This is a genomic window from Burkholderia lata, assembly GCF_902499335.1.
Classification (GTDB): Bacteria; Pseudomonadota; Gammaproteobacteria; order Burkholderiales; family Burkholderiaceae; genus Burkholderia; species Burkholderia lata_B.
This window is the reverse complement of sequence record NZ_CABVQK010000008.1, coordinates 154,948-172,932: the sequence shown is the minus strand read 5'-3', so window position 1 is coordinate 172,932 and position 17,985 is coordinate 154,948. Positions and strand designations below refer to the sequence as shown.

Below are 17,985 nucleotides of genomic sequence, written 5' to 3'. Positions count from 1 at the left end.
GTCCGCGCGGAAAATCGTCCGATGCTACCCGAACGATGAGGGCAGCGCGGCCCGGCGATTAGTAGTCCGTGCCCCGGCGCGTGTCAGCCGATGTCAGCAGTGGCGCGCGAGCCGCAGGCGGGCATCCTCGCGCGCGGCGGGCGACAGTTCGGGCGCGTAGTGGAACGCTCCCGAGACCAGCGATGCGACGGGCACGCCGTCACGGAACAACACGCGATTGCCGGCCAGCGCCGGCACCTTGTCGCCGGGCAGCAGCGTGCCGGCAAGATTCAGCGGATCGGCGCCCGTCACGCACACATACTGTCCGTTGCCCGGTTGCCGCCGCAGTTCACGGAGGATCGGAATCGCTTCGGGCAGCGCGAACTGTTCGCCCGCGAGCCCGGCGACGAAGCGTCCGCCGCGAATCTCGCCGCGCGCTTCGAGACGCTGCAGCACGCGCACGAGTTCACGCCAGCTCGGCAGCCAGTCGGCTTCGCGTTCGAGCAGCCGCCAGAACACGACACCGTAGCGGCGCAGCAGCGTCCATGCGATGTGTTCGAGCGCGTCGGGGTCGGTCGCCTGGCCGCGTTTCGGTGCCGGTGCATCGTCCGCCGGCGCGTGGCGTTGTACGAGTGCCCAGCGGCCGGCGTCGTCCATCCCGCCGATCAGCGCGCCGCCGCGCCGCGTGCGCGGCGCATAGGTCGCGCTGCGCTTGACGGCCGGTTTCAGCAGCGCACGCAGGCCAGCGTAGCTGTCCGCATTCACGAGGCCGGCCGACACGAGTTCGCCGAGCGCCTGTTCAAGTTCGACGGGCAGCATGTGCAGGTCGTCGAGCAGCGCGTCGAAGAACATCGCGCCGTGCGCGGCGAGGGCGTCGCGTACCTGCGTGGCCCGCGCGGACAGCGCCGGCTGCGCATCGGGATCGCGCAACGCCTGCCACGCGGAGAGGTGGCGGCGCGGCAGCAGCACGATCGGCGTCGTCTTCACGGGGGTGCCGGCTGCGCGCGCCGGTGCGCCGATGCGGGTCCACACGAGCTTGCCGGAGCGGCACAGCTCGTCGAGCCCGCCCGCCATGTAGTCGGTGAGCCGCGCGGGCAGCAGCGCGTCTTCCCATGCACTCGCCGCGGCCTCGTAGCCTTCGAACTGTTCGACCACGGCCGCGAGTGCATCGCGGCCCGTGCCGCGCGTGTCGGGCGCCAGATGTTGCCAGTGGAACAGGAAGCGCATGAAATCGGCGCGCTCGACCGGCTCGATCTCGCGGCGCAGCCGCTTCACCGTATAGCGATGAATGCGCGCAAGCAGATGGCGTTCGCACCATTCGTCCGTCGTTGTGCCCGGCGTGAACCGGCCGCGCATCACATAGCCTTCGCGCTCCAGCGCTGCGAGTGCCGTCGCGATCGACGCAGGCGGCAGGCCGAGCGGTGTCGCGATCGAATCGAGGGCAAGCGGGCCGAAGCCGGTGAGCCGTGCGCGGATCACGTCGACGAGTGCGGCATCCGCTTCCCACGGCTGCGCGCAGGCAGCCGGTACCTTGAGCGCCGGCGCGATGCGCGCGTCCGGATGCAGCGTACGCAGGCACACGAGCCGTTCGACCGGCACCCACAGGGCGGCGCCATCGGGCACAACCAGTTTCGTTGCGCGGCGGCGTTCGGCGAGCTCCGCGAGGCGGTCGGGCCAGCCTTCGTGTACGCGTGCTTCACTGTCGGCGATGCACGCGAGCGTGAGCAGCGCGTCGTGCATTTCGTCGGCGTCGCGCACGAGCGGCCATGCTTCGTCGCGCACCGCATCGATCGCGTCGGCGTCGAGCGCGCCGAGCTCGTCGGCCGATTCGGGATCGCTCCAGCGGCGCGACTGTACGGCCTGCGTGCGGCGCTCCTCGAGCGGTGCATCGTCGAGGAACGCGTAGGGCTTTGCGTTCAGGATCTCGGCCGCGAGCGGCGACGGCGCGGGCAGGTCGCGCGCGACGAGTTCGATCGCGCCGCTTTCGATCCGGCGCAGCAGCGCAAGCCAGCCATCGGTGTCCATCGCGTCGTGCAGGCAGTCGTCTAGCGTCTGGTCGACGAGCGGGTGATGCGGAATCTCGCGCTCGCCGACGATGTTCTCGAGGCACGCGACCTGATCGGGGAACACGGTCGCGAGCAGGTCCTCGCTCTTCATCCGCTGCAGTTGCGGCGCGGTACGCTTGCCGCCGGTGAAGCGCGGCAGCGCGAGCGCGGTCGTCGCGTTCCAGCGCCAGCGCACGCCGAACAACGGCGCGTCGAGCAGTGCCTGGATCAGCACGTGCTCGGCGCTGGCCGAACGCAGGTAGTGCCACACTTCGTCGAGCGCGAAGCTGTGCGCGAGCGACAGCGACAGGATGATCGCGTCGTCGGTCGCGGCTGCCTGCAGTTCGAAGTTGAAGCTGCGGCAAAAGCGCTTGCGCAGCGCAAGCCCCCAGGCGCGGTTGATCCGGCTGCCGAACGGCGAATGGATCACGAGCTGCGTGCCGCCCGATTCGTCGAAGAAGCGCTCCATCACGAGCGTGTCCTGCGTCGGCAGCGCGCCGAGCGCGGCGCGGGTGCGTGCGAGGTAGTCGGTGATCTGGTGCGCGGCGTCGGGCGACAGGTGCAGATCGTCGACGAGCCAGCGCAACGCCGGCATGAGGCGGCTTTCGGCCGGGCTGGCAGGGGCGGCACGGGCGACGTCGTTTCGTACACTGATCGCGGCTTCGGCTTCGGCTTCGGCTTCGGCTTCGGCTTCGGCTTCGGCTTCGGCTTTAACACGTCGCGTCGATTTTGCACCGCCCTTGGTCTTGGATTTGGTCGTCGCCTTGACTCCAGCAGCCGTCTTCCCGCCGATATCGACGTCAGTGCGTTCACTGCCTCCGGCATGCCCTTGCCGCTCGCCATCCGCGAACAGTCCGTCGAGCCGCGCGCGCAGCCGGCCGACCGCCGCCGACAGCTCGTCGCTGCGCCCCGGCGCCTCGCCGAGCCAGAACGGAATGTTCGGCGACTGGCCTTGAGCGTCCTCGACACGCACGCGGCCTGTTTCCACGCGAATGATCCGGTACGACTGGTTGCCCAGCTGGAACACGTCGCCCGCGAGGCTCTCGATCGCGAAATCCTCGTTGACGGTGCCGACCTGGATGCCCTGCGGTTCGAGCAGCACAGCGTAGTCGGCCATGTCGGGGATCGTGCCGCCCGACGTGGTCGCAGTCATCATCGCGTTGCGGCGCCCGCGCACGGTGCCGCCGACCACGTCGCGATGCAGGTATGCGCCGCGCACGCCGCGCCGGCTCGTGAAACCTTCGGCGAGCATCGTCATGACTTCGTCGAAGCGCTCGCGCGTCAGCCGCGCGTACGGCGCCGCGCGCGTGAAGCTTGCATACAGCGCGTCTTCCTGCCATTCCGTGCACGCCACTTCGGCGACGATCTGCTGCGCGAGCACGTCGAGCGGCGCTTCGGGAATGCGCAGCGTGTCGAGCTCGCCGCGCTGCACGCAATCGAGCAGCGCCGCGCATTCGACGAGTTCGTCGCGCGACAGCGGAAAGAGCCGGCCCTTCGGCACGCCGCCGACATGGTGCCCGGAGCGGCCGACGCGCTGCAGGAACGGTGCGATCCCGCGCGGCGAGCCGACCTGGCAGACGAGATCGACGTCGCCGATATCGATGCCGAGTTCGAGCGATGCGGTGGCGACGAGCAGCTTCAGTTCGCCGCGCTTCAGGCGCTGCTCGGCGTCGAAGCGGTGCTCCTTCGCGAGGCTGCCATGATGCGCGGCGATCGCTTCCTTGCCGAGCCGGTCGGCGAGATGGCGCGCCATGCGCTCGGCGGTGCGCCGCGTGTTGACGAACACCAGCGTCGTGCGATGCGCGGCCGCGAGGCCGGCGATGCGGTCGTACACCTGTTCCCACACGTCGGTTGCCATCACGGGTTCGAGCGGCACGTTCGGCAGTTCGAGCGCGAGGTCGCGCTCGCGCGCGTGGCCCGTGTCGACGATCGTGCAGTCACGCGGCGCGTCAGCCGGGCCACCGACCAGGAACCGCGCGACCGCGTCGATCGGCTTCTGCGTGGCTGACAGCCCGATGCGCGGCAGCGCACGACCGGCCAGCGCGTCGAGACGTTCGAGCGACAACGCGAGATGGCTGCCGCGCTTCGATGACGCGAGCGCATGGATTTCATCGACGATGACCGAGCGCACGTTCGACAGCATCTGCCTCCCCGACGTGGACGACAGCAGTACGTACAGCGATTCGGGTGTCGTCACGAGGATGTGCGGCGCGCGCTTGCGCAGCGCGGCGCGCTCGGCCTGCGTCGTGTCGCCGGTGCGCACGGCGGTGCGGATCGCCGGCACCGGCAGGCCGAGTTGCGCGAGCGATTCGGCGATGCCGGCCAGCGGCGCATCGAGGTTCACGTGGATGTCGTTCGACAGCGCCTTCAGCGGTGACACGTACACGACGAGCGTCGCGTCGGGCAGCGTGCCGTCGTGCGCGAGCGCATCGCGCACCAGCTCGTCGAGCGCGCACAGGAACGCGGTGAGCGTCTTGCCGGAGCCGGTGGGCGCGGCGACCAGCGTCGAGCGGCCGGCCTTGATGTGCGGCCACGCGAGCGCCTGCGCGCCGGTCGGCGCGGCGAACGTGCGCCGGAACCACGCGGCGACGGCCGGGTGGAACACGTCGAGCGCACTGGCGGCAGGGCGGGTAGCGGTGACGTCCATCGGAGCGTTGAAATGGGGTGCAAGCGCGCGGAAGGTGCGCGTGCGAATCGAATCGTCAGTGTGCCAGACGTCGCGCGTGCGTGCCGGGCACGCAGGTCGACGATTCGGATTCAGATGGGGGCCCGCACCGTACTTTCAATGAACGGAAAGTTGCATGCGCGTCGGCATGCCGATCGCGCGCCGAATTGCGTCAAATTGCAACTAAACGCGATTCAGCCAGCCGAGCCAGTGTTCGAGCAGCGGCGCACGCGACCACAACGACTGCGCGAGCCACAGCGTGCCGCCCCATGCGGCGGCCACGACGATCAGGTCGCAATTCCCGCTGTTCCACAGGTTCAGCGAATGACGCCGCCAGATCCACGGCACGCCGAGCGGGTTCGGCCAGTCGGCGAGCAGGTGCATCACGCCGCCGCACGCGAAGCCGAACAGCGGCGCGGCCCACAGCGGATGCGGATGATGGATGAGCCCGTGCCACCCGAGCGCGAGCAGCGCGATCCAGCCGATGCCCCAGTGCGTGACGGTGCGATGCGTGATCCACAGGCGGCGCTTGCGGCTCCACCATGCGACTTCGAGCCAGTCGGGCGCGGTGCCGCCCGCGACGCCCGCCGCGAATGCGGCGAACAGGCCCGAATGCCACGGGCCTGTTGCCCCGGTTTGTGCGACGAGGACGGCGGCGGCGACTCCGGCTGCGAAGCCGGACGCATGATGCGCATTGTGTGATGCCATAGGAAGCGAGACGAAGAAACGTGAAGCGGAGCGTGAACGAAAAAATGATGCGGTGCGAAAGCGGGGCGCTATCTTCGCAGATCGTCTCGTGGTGCGGGAGGGCCGTTTGCAGATTTTTTTGCACGTGCCGCGTGGCCCGTCGCGCAGTTCGCAACTTTCGGTTTTGTGCGCTGCGTGATGATGTGCATCACGTGCAATTTCGACCGATCCGCATGCATGTTCGGAAGCCGCAGCATGATCGCGCGCACACGACGAATGCGCTTTCGTCGCACGCCACGTGTTCGACCCTTTTTGTCCCCCTATACTACGAAACCGGAGATGGCCGTCGGCGTGCCGGCGGCCATGAGCGGAACAGGTGCTTTTCCTGCCTGAAGGAGATCCACATGGGGGACATGCAATGACTACGCTGAATCGCTTCAAATCATCCGCCGTCGTGCTCGCGACGGTGGCCGGCATCGGCTTCCTGCCGAACGCGCCCGTCTATGCGAAGGGGCCGCAGCCGGCCGTCCTGACGAGCTCGGCCGTTGCGGTGGCCGACAAGTACAGCGCGGATGCCGCGGAGCGGATCTTCAAGGAAGGCGGCAACGCGATCGACGCGGCCGTCGCGATCGCATTCACGCTCGCCGTCACGTATCCGGAAGCCGGCAACATCGGCGGCGGCGGCTTCATGACGATCTACAAGGACGGCAAGCCGTACTTCATCGACTACCGCGAACGTGCACCGCTCGCCGCGACGAAGGACATGTATCTCGACAAGGACGGCAACGTCGTCAAGGGCATGAGCCTGTATGGTCCGCGCGCGGTCGGCGTGCCGGGCACGGTCGCGGGCATGTGGGAAGCGCAGAAGCGCTTCGGCAAGCTGAAATGGAAGCAGGTGCTCGCGCCGGCGATCCACTATGCGCGCGACGGTTTCGTCGTCGACGAACAGCTCGCGCAGCGCGGCGTCGACGCATCGAAGGAGTTCGGCGGCAAGACCAACTTCGACAAGTATTTTTCCGGGCTGAAGGCCGGCGTGAACTTCAAGCAGCCGGATCTCGCCGACGTGCTCACGCGCATTGCGGACGACGGCGCGGAAGGTTTCTACAAGGGCAAGACGGCCGAGCTGATCGCCGCATCGATGAAGACCGGTGACGGCAACGGGCTGATCACCACCGAAGATCTCGCGCAGTACCGCGCGGTGTGGCGCCAGCCGGTGCAGGCGAAGTGGAACGGCTATGACGTGATTACCGCGCCGCCTCCGAGCTCGGGCGGCATCGGCCTCGTGCAGCTGCTGAAGATGAAGGCCGACCTCAAGCAGGACTTCGAGGGCGTGAAGCTCAACTCGCCGCAGTACATCCACCTCGTCGCGGAAATCGAGAAGCGCGTGTTCGCCGATCGTGCGCAGTATCTCGGCGATCCGGATTTCTACAAGGTGCCGATCGCGCAGCTGACCGACAACGCATACATCGCGAAGCGGGCGGGCGAAGTCAACCCGAAGGAACCGTCGGATACGAAGAGCGTGCAGCCGGGCCTCGGCACGACGATGCCGGAAAAGGCTGAAACGACGCACTTCTCGGTGGTCGACAAGTGGGGCAATGCGGTGTCGAACACGTACACGATCAACGGCTACTTCGGCTCGGGCGTGATCGCCGACGGCACGGGCATCGTGCTGAACGACGAAATGGACGACTTCTCCGCGAAGCCGGGTGTCGCGAACATGTTCGGCGTGGTCGGCAGCGACGCGAACGCGATCGAACCGAAGAAGCGCCCGCTGTCGTCGATGTCGCCGACGATCATGACCAAGGACGGCAAGGTATCGCTCGTGATCGGCACGCCGGGCGGCTCGCGCATCTTCACGTCGATCTTCCAGGTGATCAACAACATCTACGACTTCAAGATGCCGTTGAAGGAAGCGGTTGGCGCGATGCGCTTCCATCACCAACTGCTGCCGCCGAACACGATCTTCTGGGAGCCGTACCACCCGATCGAAGGCGAACTCGCGAAGCAGATCGAGGCGCGCGGCTATACGCTGAAGGGGCAGGATTTCAGCGGCGACATCCAGGTGATCAAGATCGACGGCAAGACGCCGGAAGCGATGGCCGACCCGCGCGGGCGTGGCGTGACGCGGATCATTCACTGACGTGAACGGGGCGTGCGCGGTGGCGAAGGCGGCCGCGCACGCCATGTTCCACAGCCGGGTGTCGTGCCGCCGGCTGCGGAACGCACTCAGCCGGTGGACCGGATGAATCCGGCGATGCGTGCCGCGATGACGTCGGGCGCATCCTCGAAGCAGTAGTGCCCGACGCCCGCCAGCCGTTCGACGGGCGCGGCCGGAAACAGGGCCGCAAAGAGCGGCAGGAAGTGTTCGGCGCCGAGCGTTCGATCGGCGTCTCCCCAGATCGCGAGCGCGGGCTTTTCGCGTATCGCGCGCAGCGCCGCCGCATCGGGCTCCTCGAACCGGTGCGCGCCGGCGGCAAACCCGCGGGCCCATCCGATCGCGCCGACGCAGTCCTCAGGCTGCGCGAACGGCGCGCCATATGCGGCGATCCAGGTGTCGTTGATGACCGCGTGATTTTCGAACCCGTTCAGCTTCAACGTGCTCAGGATGTTGAAGCCGAGCTGACCGAGCACCGTCTCCAGCGTATCGTCCGCCGCCGCGCGCATGATCCACTGGAACCAAGGCGCATCGCGGCCGTTCGCGGTCAGGCGCTCGACCAGGTCGGGCTGGCCGAACGGAGTCGGCCCGTTCGCGGACACGATGCGCCGGATACGACCCGGATGTCGTGCGGCCAGCCCCATGCCGACCGGGCCACCGAAGTCGTGCATCACGAGCGTGATGCGATCCAGGTCGAGCGCGAGCACGAAGCGCTCAAGATTGTCGATATGGTCTTGCAGCCAGTAGCTGCGGCCCTGCGGCGTCGCGCTTTTGCCGAAGCCCATGTGATCGGGGACGACGATGCGATGCGTCGGACTCAGCGCCGTAACTAGGTGGCGGAACAGATAGCCCCACGTGGGTTCGCCATGCAGGCACAGGATGGTTTCGCCGTCGTGCGGGCCTTCGTCCACGTAGTGCATCCGGAAGCCGGATGTGTCGTCGAAATGCGGGGCGAATGGAAAGGTGCCATCGAACGTGGCATCGGGCCTGATCATCGAACGCTCCTTCGGATAGTCGGACAGGTTGGTTTCAAGTTGAAACCGAATCGAAGCGTAGGATATTAGGTTTCAAGTTGCAACCAAAAAGATGTCCGGGCCAACCTTGGATGGACTGCGCCATGGGTGCGTGATGATGCGTCGGAAGGGAACAGTGCCGGAATTTATCGGCTGGACATAGGAGTTGAAGTGCCAATCAGGCCCGAATCGACCATTCCGTTCGTCGAACGCGAACAGTCGGGCCTCGGGCGATTGATCTTTCGTGTAACGAGTTTTATATTGCAACCATTCATTTCAACGGACCCGACCGCCGTTCCACCCGCATTCAGGGAACGGCGTCGCCCCATGCATCGATGAACAGACGAACCACGCACGAGGATTCCCCCTGCGGCGTTGCCCGCCCGCTGGACGCGATCGGCGACTGGTGGTCGCTGCTGATCGTGCGCGATGCGTTCGACGGGCTGCGCCGCTTCGGCGAATTCCAGAAGAACCTCGGGCTGGCCAAGAACATCCTGGCCGCGCGTCTGCGCAACCTGGTCGCGCACGGGATCATGGACATCGTGCCGGCCGCGGACGGCGGCGCGCATCACGAATACGTGCTGACCGAGAAAGGGCGCGGCCTGTTTCCGCTGCTCGTCGCGCTGCGTCAGTGGGGCGAGGATTTCTTCTTCGAACCGGACGAGGCGCACGTGCTGCTCGTCGACCGCAAGAGCGGATTGCCGGTCAGGAAACTGGAACTGCGGTCGCAGGACGGGCGCGTGCTCGGGCCGGAAGACACTGTTGTGCTGCCGCCGCCGGATTGACGCGCGGCCGATCGCACTTGAGTTACCGCTTCAGCAGCGCGTGCGCCTGTACGATCTGCTCGGCGAGCTGGTTGATCGAGATGCGCCGTTCCATCGCCTGCGAGCGAATCTGCTGATAGGCCTCTTCCTCGCTGATCGCGTTGTGCTGCATCAGCAGCGTCTTCGCTTCCTGCAGCGTGCGCGCGGACATCACGCGCTGTTCGAGCTGTGCGATGCGGCGCCGGTATTCGTCGTGCCGGCGGCTCTGGTGGCACGCGAGCGCCATCGCGCTCAACAGGCCGAACGAGCGCACCGGCGTCGTCACCGCGCTCTGCGCATCGATGCGCAGCATCAGTTCGAGGATCGTCGGGCTCTCGTAGGTCGTGACGGCGATGAGCGGCGGCCGTGCGTCGTCCTCCAGCCACGGGATCGACAGGTGCAGCAGGTCGGGCCGGACCGCGAGAATCACGAGGTCGACGCTTTCCGGCAACGCGGCGGGCGGCGGCCAGCGCTGCTCGGTCGGGCAGCCGATGCGCGAGAGCTGTTCGACGAGCAGCAGGCCGTTGTCGTCATCCGGGTAGTACACCATCACGCGCAGCGAGCGCAGTTCGGCGAGCAGGCGAGGCGTCGAGCGGATCGGGGTGCGGGCGCGCATCGTCGGTTACGCCTTCTGTTCGTCGGGCGCGTGCACGCGGTCGCCGAGCGAATGCGTGACGAGGTACGGATCGGGATGCACGCGCCGCGTCGCTTCGCGCACGATCGTGAAATTGCCGTCGGCCGTCGCGCAGCCGATGCGCGGGTAGAGGCACGTGTGCTGCGTGAGCCGGTCGATCTTCACGCGCCCTTGCGGCGCGTCGAATTCCGCATCCGCGAGATGTTCGACGAGCCGGTCGCGCTGGTCGGTGCCGGCACGCGCGAGCGCGTTGGCGAACAGGTGCACCTGGAAATACGCGGCTTCCCATGGCGCGGACGCGCTCGCGTCGTCGCCGAAACGCGCCTTGAGCTGCGCGATGCAGCGCCGGTTCACGTCCGAATCGATGGTCTGGAAATAGGGCGATGACGTGTAGTGGCCGGCCGCGGCCGCGCCCATCTGGCCGAGCTCGATCTCGGAGGTCGTCAGGCTCGCGATCGGCATCTTGCGCGCATCGAGGCCGGCTTGCGCATACGCGCGGTAGAACGCTGCCGTGCTGTCGCCCACCAGCGTGCTGAACACGAAGTCGGGCGCCTTCGCGCGGATGTCCTCGACCACCGCCGCGAAATCCTGCTCGGACGCGACGAGCGGCATGTACACCTCGCCGAGGATCTGGCCTTCCGGATGCTGCGTGACGAGGTCGATCATGATGCGGTTCGACTCGTACGGGTAGATGTAGTCGGACCCGACCAGGTACACGCGCGCGCCGAACTGCGCGGTCATGAACGCGGCGAGCTGCACGCTGTTCTGGTTGGGCGCCGCGCCCGTGTAGATCACGTTCGGCGAGAACTCGAAGCCTTCGTAGAGCGTCGGGTAGAACAGCAGCTTGTCCCACTTCTCGACGATCGGAATCAGCGCCTTGCGGCTGCTCGACATGTACGCGCCGAACAGCACGTTCACGCGCTCGGTGGCGATCAGCTCTTCGGCGAGCCGCGCGTAGACGGCCGGGTCCGAACAGGCATCGCGCACGACCGGCACGATCTCGCAGCCGTTCGCGCCGCCCGCCTCGTTGATCTCGGCGATTGCCTGCAGCGTGCCGCGCAACTGGCTCTGGCCGAGGTGCGACGTGCATCCGCTTTGCGAGAACAATACGCCAACCTTCACACTGTTCATTCGGTCTTTCCTGTCTCTTCCGGGTGGGGCCGTCACGCGGTCAGCCGCCCGGCCGCGTGCGCGACGACGGCCGGCAATGCGTCGCCGTTCGCCGCGTGGACGCAGCTCGGGCCGACGCCAAGTATTGTAGACAACCCGGGCGGCGCGCCGAACGACAAACCGGCGATCGCGACGCCACGCCGCCGGCCCTGGCGTGCCGCGTGGCGCGCATCCTCGACGAGGTAGCGCGGGTCGAACACGTCGATGTCGGCGGCTTCGCCGTCGCCGATCATCAGCACGGCGGCCCGTGCGCTCGCGGCTTCGCGGTGCAGCAACGCCAGCGCATGGCGCAGTGCGGCGCCCGTGCGCGTACTCATCCCGCTGTCGGCCGCAAGCAGCGCCGCACGACGGCCAGTGTCGAACGCTTCGCCGAAATCCTTGAAGCGTGCGTAGTACACGCGATGCCGGCCGTCCGACGTGTAGCCGTGCACGGCCCAGCGGCGCCGCTGCTGGTCGAACAGGTCGCCGAGCACGAACGCCGCTCTCTTTTCGAGCGTGGCGACCTGCGCGGCCGTCGACGCCGACAGGTCGAGCAGGATCAGCACGGGCCCGCACGCGTCCTGCGCCATGCGGCGGCGAAACACGCGCGGATCGGGCGCATGCCCGGCACGGCGTGAGATCCGTGCGGCGATCACGGCGTCGACGTCGAGCGCATCGCCGTCGAGCTGGCGGCCGACGCGCCGCATCGGCTCGGCCGCACGCGGAGACGGCACCCGCTTCGCCGTGCGCCGGTCGGCTTCGATCAGTGCGGCAAGCGAACGGGGTGGTACCGACGTGGCCGGCGGGCGTTCGACGATCGTCGTCCAGTCGCGGCGTTCACGTTGGGTGTGGCAATTCCATTCGGGATAGCGCGGCGCATCGGGCGCGGGCGGCGGTTCGTCGTCCGGTTCGTCGCCGTGGCCGCCGGTCGAGGCCGACATCTCGACGCCTTCGTTGCCGGCCTGTTCGGCCGCGGCGGCCGGCTGCGCCCACAGCCACGCGTTGTCGTCGCGATAGGGCAGCCATGCGCTGTCGTCGGTTTCGAAGCGCACGCGCATCTGGCCGAGATCGTTCGCGAGCCGCGATGCGATCGTGCGGAACGCGCGGTAGTCGTCGAGCGCATCGCGGTGATCGTTGAACAGTTGCACGCCCTTGTCGACCCACGGGTTGCCGTCGCGATATGACGGATCGAACAGCGCTTTCGCCAGCCGCGCGCACAGGCGGCCGAACGTGAGCCCTTCGCGGTCGATCGGCGCGAACGCGGGCGCCCAGAACGTCGCGAGCCCCGGCCATGTGTGTGCAAGCAGCGCCTCGACGCGCGCATCTTCGATCAGCCCGGCGATCGCGATGCCGATCGGCGTCAGCTTGTCGGCCGGTTCGCCGGAAGGCGAGTGCCGCCAGTGTGCCAGCGCGTGCGCGGCCGCCGCGATGCGCGCATCGGGCGGCAACGCGCTCGGCACACGCAACGCGGCATGGCCGAGCGTCGCGCGCAGCGCCGCATCGTCGAGCCGCACGTCGGTCTCGTGCGCGGTCATTCCGTGCAGGAAGCGGGCGAGTTGCAGCGCGCTCATGTCGCGAAGTGCGCGGCGGCCATCGTCTGCAACGCGGCACGCGTGTCGGCGTCGTCGGTCGCCGCGTCGCTGATCGCGATCCGGCACGCATCGAGCGGCGCAAGCCCCGCGACGATCAGCCGGGCCGCGTGCACGAGCAGGCGCGTCGATGCACCTTCGTCGAGCCCGTTGCCCGCCTGCGCCAGCGCGCGCGTACGGTGGGCGAGATCGACGAGCCGGCGCGCGGTTTCCCGGTCGGCGCCGCTTTCGCGCACGACGACGTCGGCTTCATGCGCGGCATCCGGATAGCCGAAATCGATCGCGACGAAACGTTGCCGCGTCGACGGCTTCAACCGCCGGTGCTCGCCGTGATAGCCGGGGTTGTACGAGATCACCAGATGAAAATCCGGATGCGCATGCACGACCTCGCCGAGCCGGTCGAGCGGCAGCACGCGCCGCGAATCGGTCAGCGGATGGATCACGACCGTTGCATCGGGGCGCGCCTCGACGATCTCGTCGAGATAGCAGATCGCGCCATGCCGCGCCGCGAGCGTGAGCGGCCCGTCGGCCCAGTAGGTGCCGTCGGCGTCGAGCAGGTGGCGGCCGGTCAGGTCGGCGGCCGACGTATCGTCGTTGCACGCGACCTGGATCAGTGGCAGGCCCATGCGCCACGCCATGTACTCGACGAAACGGGTCTTGCCGCAGCCGGTCGGCCCTTTCAGCAGCACCGGCAGGTGATGGCGGCAGGCCGTCTCGAACCAGGCGGCCTCGGCGCCGGCAGCCTGGTAGAACGGTGCGTCGGCAATGCGGTGCCCGGCAAGCGGATCGGTGGCAAGCGGCGTATCGCGTGCGCTCATTACCACCTCCCGGTCATCATCAGCATGCCGGGCAGCCAGCAGGTGCCGACGCCGATCGCGATCGTGTAGCCGGGCAGGAAGCGCACGCGCCGCTTCAGCCCGAGCGCGACGAAGAACAGGAACCACAGGCTCGACCACAGCAGCCACATCGTGCCGAAGCGCACGTCATGCGACGTGCCGGCATAGACGAGCGCGCTGATCGCGACGAACAGGCAGTACCAGCCGAGGCCCGCGCCTTGCAGCCCGCGCCACTGGACGGCGGCGAGATACAGGTACGTGAATGCGAACAGCAGGCCGCCCGCGCTCGAGAAATATTGCTGCGGCGCCGAGGCCTGCACGAGGCCGACGAGGTTGATCAGCAACGCGAGCAGCCCGACGAGCAGGTTCAGGCCGGCTGCGTCGCGCGGTTCGATGCGACCGGTGAGCGCGACGCCGTTGACGACCAGCACCGCGCCGATGAAGAAGAGAGCGACACCGAGCATGATGGAGGCTCCAGAGAGAGACGGAGCCGTTCGCGCACGCGGCGCGAACGGCCGGGCAGGGCGCGGGCTCAGCGGTGCGCGGGCGCTTCGGACGGGATGCCCTCGATCGGGCATTCGGGCGTGCCGGGTGTCGCGCGCGTGAGGCGTTCGACGGCCTGGCGCGTGCCGTCCGGGTCGTTCACCCAGTTCGCGTAGAACTCGAATGGGCATTGCGCGACGCCGTTCGGCGATTCGCCGGAACCGATCTTGCCCGTGTAGCCGCGATGCAGCAGCTTGTACAGGTGGTTCTGCGACTGCATGTTGCGGCGCGCGTCGCGGATCAGGCTCACCGACAGCTCCGCATACTGCACGCCATTTTCTTCCTCGCCGCATTCGCCGAGCGTGCGGCCGTCGAAGCCGACGATCGCCGAGTGGCCGAAATACGAATACACGCCGTCGAACCCGGACGCATTCGCGACCGCGACGTAGCAGTTGTTCATGAACGCCATCGCCTTCGACACGAGCACCTGCTGGTCCTTCGCCGGGTACATGTAGCCCTGGCAGCGCACGACGAGCTCGGCGCCGCGCATCACGCAGTCGCGCCAGATCTCCGGGTAGTTGCCGTCGTCGCAGATGATCAGGCTGATCTTGAGCCCCTTCGGCCCTTCGGCGACATACGTGCAGTCGCCCGGATACCAGCCTTCGACCGGCACCCACGGCATGATCTTGCGGTACTTCTGCACGATCTCGCCCTGGTTGTTGATCAGCACGAGCGTGTTGTACGGCGCCTTGTTCGGGTGTTCCTCGTGGCGCTCGCCGGTCAGCGAGAACACGCCCCACACATTGGCCTTGCGGCATGCGGCCGCGAAGATGTCGGTCTCCTCGCCGGGGATCGTCGAGGCCGTGTCGTACATCTCCTTCGCGTCGTACATGATCCCGTGCGTCGAGTATTCGGGAAACACGATGAGGTCCATGCCGGGCAGGCCGCGCTTGATGCCGACCACGCGCTCCGCGATTTCGCGGGCGTTCGCGATCACGTCGGCGCGCGTGTGCAGGCGCGGCATCTTGTACTGGACGACGGCGACGCCGACGGCGTCGTTGCTGCTGGAAATATCGCCATGACGCATGGTGTGCTCCTGGTTCGGGTGAAGACGTGCGTTTTCGAAAGACAAAAAAAAGCCCTTGCCTCGACGAGCGAGGCAAGGGCTTCTTTGCCGGTCCGTTCATCCGACAACGCTGTCGGATAACGGGAATGCGGATGGGTGGCCCGATGTCGGGCCGGCGAAGCGCGGGCTAGCGGGCACGCGCTGCGCACGATCGTGGGACGTCTTTGTCCGCCGGATCGATGGGATGCACTCTAGGCAAAGTTTTTTTTTGACGCAACATCGCGTATACCCCTGCACGTCGTGATCAAGCGGCGACTGCGCGGGGTGCGTCCGGGGTCGTGCATTGCGTCGGGAGATTGAGCGGGGTCGGACGCAAGATTGCGCGGACGATGGGGCGGTATCGTGCGCACGTCGGCGCGAACCGATCGTCGTAACCGGCACATCGGCATTACCTTGAAGGTTGCGCGTACAACCTTCATGGGCATGCCGATGCGCGTCGAACGATGCTCAGCTCCGGTCGTTCGCCGCGTTGCTTTCGAGGAAGCTGTCCACCGCGATCAGCGACTGCTCGTCGAGCGTGCCCAGCACGCTTTTCAGCTTCAACTGCAGCTTCAGCGCATCGAGATAGCTGTCGAACAGCTTCTGCCGGATGCCCGAGATGTCGCGGCGCAGGTTCAGCGTTTCGTATGTCGTGCTGTAGCCGACCTGATGCGCCTTCATCGACGAATCGTATGCGAGCCGCGCGGCCTGCAGCGACTGCTGCAGCGCGCGGATGCGCTTGCCGACCGATTCGAGCGCGGACAGCGCCTCGCGATGGTCGGTGCCCAGTTGCTCCTCGACCTCGCGCAGCCGGTTGCGGTATTGCTCGGTCACGTGCTCGGCTTCCACCTGCCGGTAGTACACGCTGCCGCCGGAGAAGATCGGGATCGTCACCTGCACGCCGACCGCGCTCTGATGGAAGTCGGAGCGATCGGTGAGCCCGCGCAGGTTCGGGTTGAGCCCGCGCGAATACGACGCGAACAGGTCGACGGTCGGCAAGTGCTCGGCGCTGACGCGCTTCGCGGCGAGCCGCGCGACCTGGACGTCGCGATACGCCTGCCGGTACGCGGGGTTGTCCTGCGGCGCGTATTCGCCCGCCGGAATGCGCGGCGACGACCCGCGCATCGCGAGCCGCGGCCAGCGCGAGAAATCGATCGTCGAACCGAGCAGCGTCTCGTAGCGCGCGCGGCGCGCATCGACATCGGTTTGCGCGAGCGCTTCGTCGGATTGCGCGAGGCTGCGGCGCGCCTCGATTTCGGCCGTATCGCCGATCGTCTTCATCCCGAGCTGCGCCATGCGCCGCGTATCGCTTTCGAGCCGGGTGAGCGCGTTCACTTCGTCGTCGGCCGACTGCAGTTTTTCGCGCGCGCTCAGCAGGTCGAAGCACGCATTCGCGACGCGCAGGATCAGGTCCTGCCTCGCCACCTCGAGCTTCTGTTTCGCCGATTCCTCGTACTCGGTCGCGCGCCGCATGTCGTACAGGTAGGGCACGTTGAACAGCGCCTGCGTGACCTGCGCGGAACCGTAGGCGGCATTGCTCGATCCGCTGACGTCGATGCCGAACAGGTTGGCATGCGTCCCGTAGCGTCCCCATTCGAGTTGCGCGGCAGCCTGCGGCAACATCTGCGCGCGTGCTTCGGGGAATTTCTGGCGGGCCGCGTCGTATTCGCTGCGCGCCTGCAGGTAGCGCGGATCGTGCACGGCCGCGTACTGGAAGGCGTTGTCGAGGCAGAACGCATGCGCGTTTGCGGACATTCCGGCTATCGTTACAGCGAACAATGTCATGGTTGCAAGTCGGGGATTCCACCTAGTCGAAAAACTTGATAGGGAATTACCCGCATTCCGCGTCGCCGATCCGCAATTCGCGCACCTCGTTTCAAACATGGCCGTCTCCGTCTCCTGCCCGTGCCGCAACGCATTGCGGCGGGATTTAAACGTATTGAAATTGAAATTCAAACAGCGTGAATGCCTGCTATCAGTGGCGCATCGGAAAACGCGCCTGTAAGAGTGTGTCCTCCATTGAATTCCGATGCGCTCGCATGATAGCCTGATTTCGGCTCGTAATCGCAGTGATTATTAGATTAACAAGTCGCTAGGGATTAAAAGCCGTTTGTCTTTCAATGAAGGTTCTTTGCATCATCTTTATTTTTTACGAGGAGAGAATGATGAAGGTCATGACGACGGAACAGGTCAGGAATGTGCATGGCGGCGGTGCGATCAGCTCGCTGGGTAGCCTCGCTGTTGACGCGGCGCCGGTGGTGACCGCGCTCGGCCAGTTCCTGCCGAGCCTCGGCAATTACCTGCAGAACCCGAAGACGTTCAATAACACCGGCAAGTAACCGCCGTGCGCGGGGAGGCGCCCCCCGCGCGAAATGCTGCGAAACAGAAGGAAAAGAATCGATCGCCGCAGTGGAAATAAAGCGAATCCGAAATGCATTATTTTCGGTTCGGGAGATTATCAGGAGGCAGGAGTGCCGGATTATTCCCGTAATAAAGTCAACAGCCAATGAGATTGCAATTGGCTGACGGTGGCGGGCATTCCGACAATATAAAGGCCACAACAAATGCGAGACATCACTGAAGAACAGGCCCGCCAGATTCGCGGCGGCGCGTCGCTTTACTCCAATTCGGCCGCCTATACGGTCGATCTCGTCAACCAGTCGATCGGGACCACGCTCCAGGGCCTGATGACCCAGTACCAGACCCGCGCCGTCGAACAGTTCCGGATGTCGCTCGGCTCGTCGCGCTGAGCGGCCCGCCCAGCAGCCGGTAACACCGATCTTCCGTCGCAGCCGGCAGCGTGCCGGCTGCGCCCATGCGTATCGCGCACGACCCGCCACGG

14 protein-coding genes are annotated in these 17,985 nt (G+C 66.8%); 4 read left to right on the top strand and 10 right to left on the bottom strand.

The window, feature by feature from the left end:
- Positions 1-93 precede the first annotated feature (93 nt).
- Both BCO18175_RS20935 and BCO18175_RS20930 read right to left on the bottom strand, forming a co-directional pair.
- A complete protein-coding gene (locus tag BCO18175_RS20935) occupies positions 94-4,671 on the bottom strand; it encodes a DEAD/DEAH box helicase (RefSeq protein ID WP_174983664.1) in 4,578 nt (1,525 codons plus the stop codon).
- Between the two features lie 201 nt (positions 4,672-4,872).
- The gene (locus BCO18175_RS20930) at positions 4,873-5,397 is read right to left on the bottom strand and encodes a metal-dependent hydrolase (RefSeq protein ID WP_174910538.1); all 525 of its coding nucleotides are present in this window, start codon (positions 5,395-5,397) and stop codon (positions 4,873-4,875) included.
- Positions 5,398-5,794: 397 nt separating this feature from the next.
- Here BCO18175_RS20930 and ggt point away from each other — a divergent pair, with 397 nt between their 5' ends.
- On the top strand, positions 5,795-7,516 hold the full coding sequence (gene ggt / locus BCO18175_RS20925) for a gamma-glutamyltransferase (protein ID WP_174983662.1): 1,722 nt from the start codon (positions 5,795-5,797) through the stop codon (positions 7,514-7,516).
- A gap of 86 nt (positions 7,517-7,602) precedes the next feature.
- Here ggt and BCO18175_RS20920 read toward each other — a convergent pair whose 3' ends face one another.
- Positions 7,603-8,526, bottom strand: coding sequence for an alpha/beta fold hydrolase (locus BCO18175_RS20920; protein WP_174983660.1), 924 nt, complete (start codon positions 8,524-8,526; stop codon positions 7,603-7,605).
- A gap of 353 nt (positions 8,527-8,879) precedes the next feature.
- Here BCO18175_RS20920 and BCO18175_RS20915 point away from each other — a divergent pair, with 353 nt between their 5' ends.
- Complete coding sequence (locus BCO18175_RS20915) at positions 8,880-9,329, top strand: winged helix-turn-helix transcriptional regulator (RefSeq protein WP_069251376.1); 450 nt, start codon at positions 8,880-8,882, stop codon at positions 9,327-9,329.
- 22 nt (positions 9,330-9,351) lie between these two features.
- Here the strand turns inward: BCO18175_RS20915 and BCO18175_RS20910 are convergent, their stop codons facing one another.
- From BCO18175_RS20910 to BCO18175_RS20880, 7 genes are all read right to left on the bottom strand, one after another.
- Positions 9,352-9,963 carry an ANTAR domain-containing response regulator gene (locus tag BCO18175_RS20910; protein ID WP_174910533.1) on the bottom strand — a complete coding sequence of 204 codons (612 nt, stop codon included), beginning with the start codon at positions 9,961-9,963 and terminating at the stop codon, positions 9,352-9,354.
- Between the two features lie 6 nt (positions 9,964-9,969).
- Entirely contained in the window at positions 9,970-11,112 is a 1,143-nt protein-coding gene (locus tag BCO18175_RS20905) for a transporter substrate-binding domain-containing protein (protein ID WP_174932346.1), read from the bottom strand.
- A gap of 32 nt (positions 11,113-11,144) precedes the next feature.
- Complete coding sequence (locus BCO18175_RS20900) at positions 11,145-12,701, bottom strand: nitric oxide reductase activation protein NorD (protein ID WP_174983658.1); 1,557 nt, start codon at positions 12,699-12,701, stop codon at positions 11,145-11,147.
- On the bottom strand, positions 12,698-13,537 hold the full coding sequence (locus tag BCO18175_RS20895; RefSeq protein WP_174983656.1) for a CbbQ/NirQ/NorQ/GpvN family protein: 840 nt from the start codon (positions 13,535-13,537) through the stop codon (positions 12,698-12,700). Before BCO18175_RS20895 ends, BCO18175_RS20900 begins: the two co-directional genes overlap by 4 nt.
- Positions 13,537-14,019, bottom strand: coding sequence for an AmiS/UreI family transporter (locus tag BCO18175_RS20890; protein ID WP_174910522.1), 483 nt, complete (start codon positions 14,017-14,019; stop codon positions 13,537-13,539). The genes BCO18175_RS20895 and BCO18175_RS20890 overlap by 1 nt, the downstream gene beginning before the upstream one ends.
- Positions 14,020-14,087: 68 nt before the next feature.
- Positions 14,088-15,125 (bottom strand): aliphatic amidase, encoded by a 1,038-nt coding sequence (locus BCO18175_RS20885; protein WP_043183421.1) that lies wholly within the window; start codon positions 15,123-15,125, stop codon positions 14,088-14,090.
- Positions 15,126-15,611: 486 nt separating this feature from the next.
- A complete protein-coding gene (locus BCO18175_RS20880) occupies positions 15,612-17,027 on the bottom strand; it encodes a TolC family protein (RefSeq protein ID WP_174983654.1) in 1,416 nt (471 codons plus the stop codon).
- 278 nt (positions 17,028-17,305) lie between these two features.
- Here BCO18175_RS20880 and BCO18175_RS20875 point away from each other — a divergent pair, with 278 nt between their 5' ends.
- On the top strand, positions 17,306-17,482 hold the full coding sequence (locus BCO18175_RS20875) for a hypothetical protein (protein ID WP_006479216.1): 177 nt from the start codon (positions 17,306-17,308) through the stop codon (positions 17,480-17,482).
- 225 nt (positions 17,483-17,707) lie between these two features.
- A complete protein-coding gene (locus BCO18175_RS20870; protein ID WP_027791386.1) occupies positions 17,708-17,893 on the top strand; it encodes a hypothetical protein in 186 nt (61 codons plus the stop codon).
- Positions 17,894-17,985 lie beyond the last annotated feature (92 nt).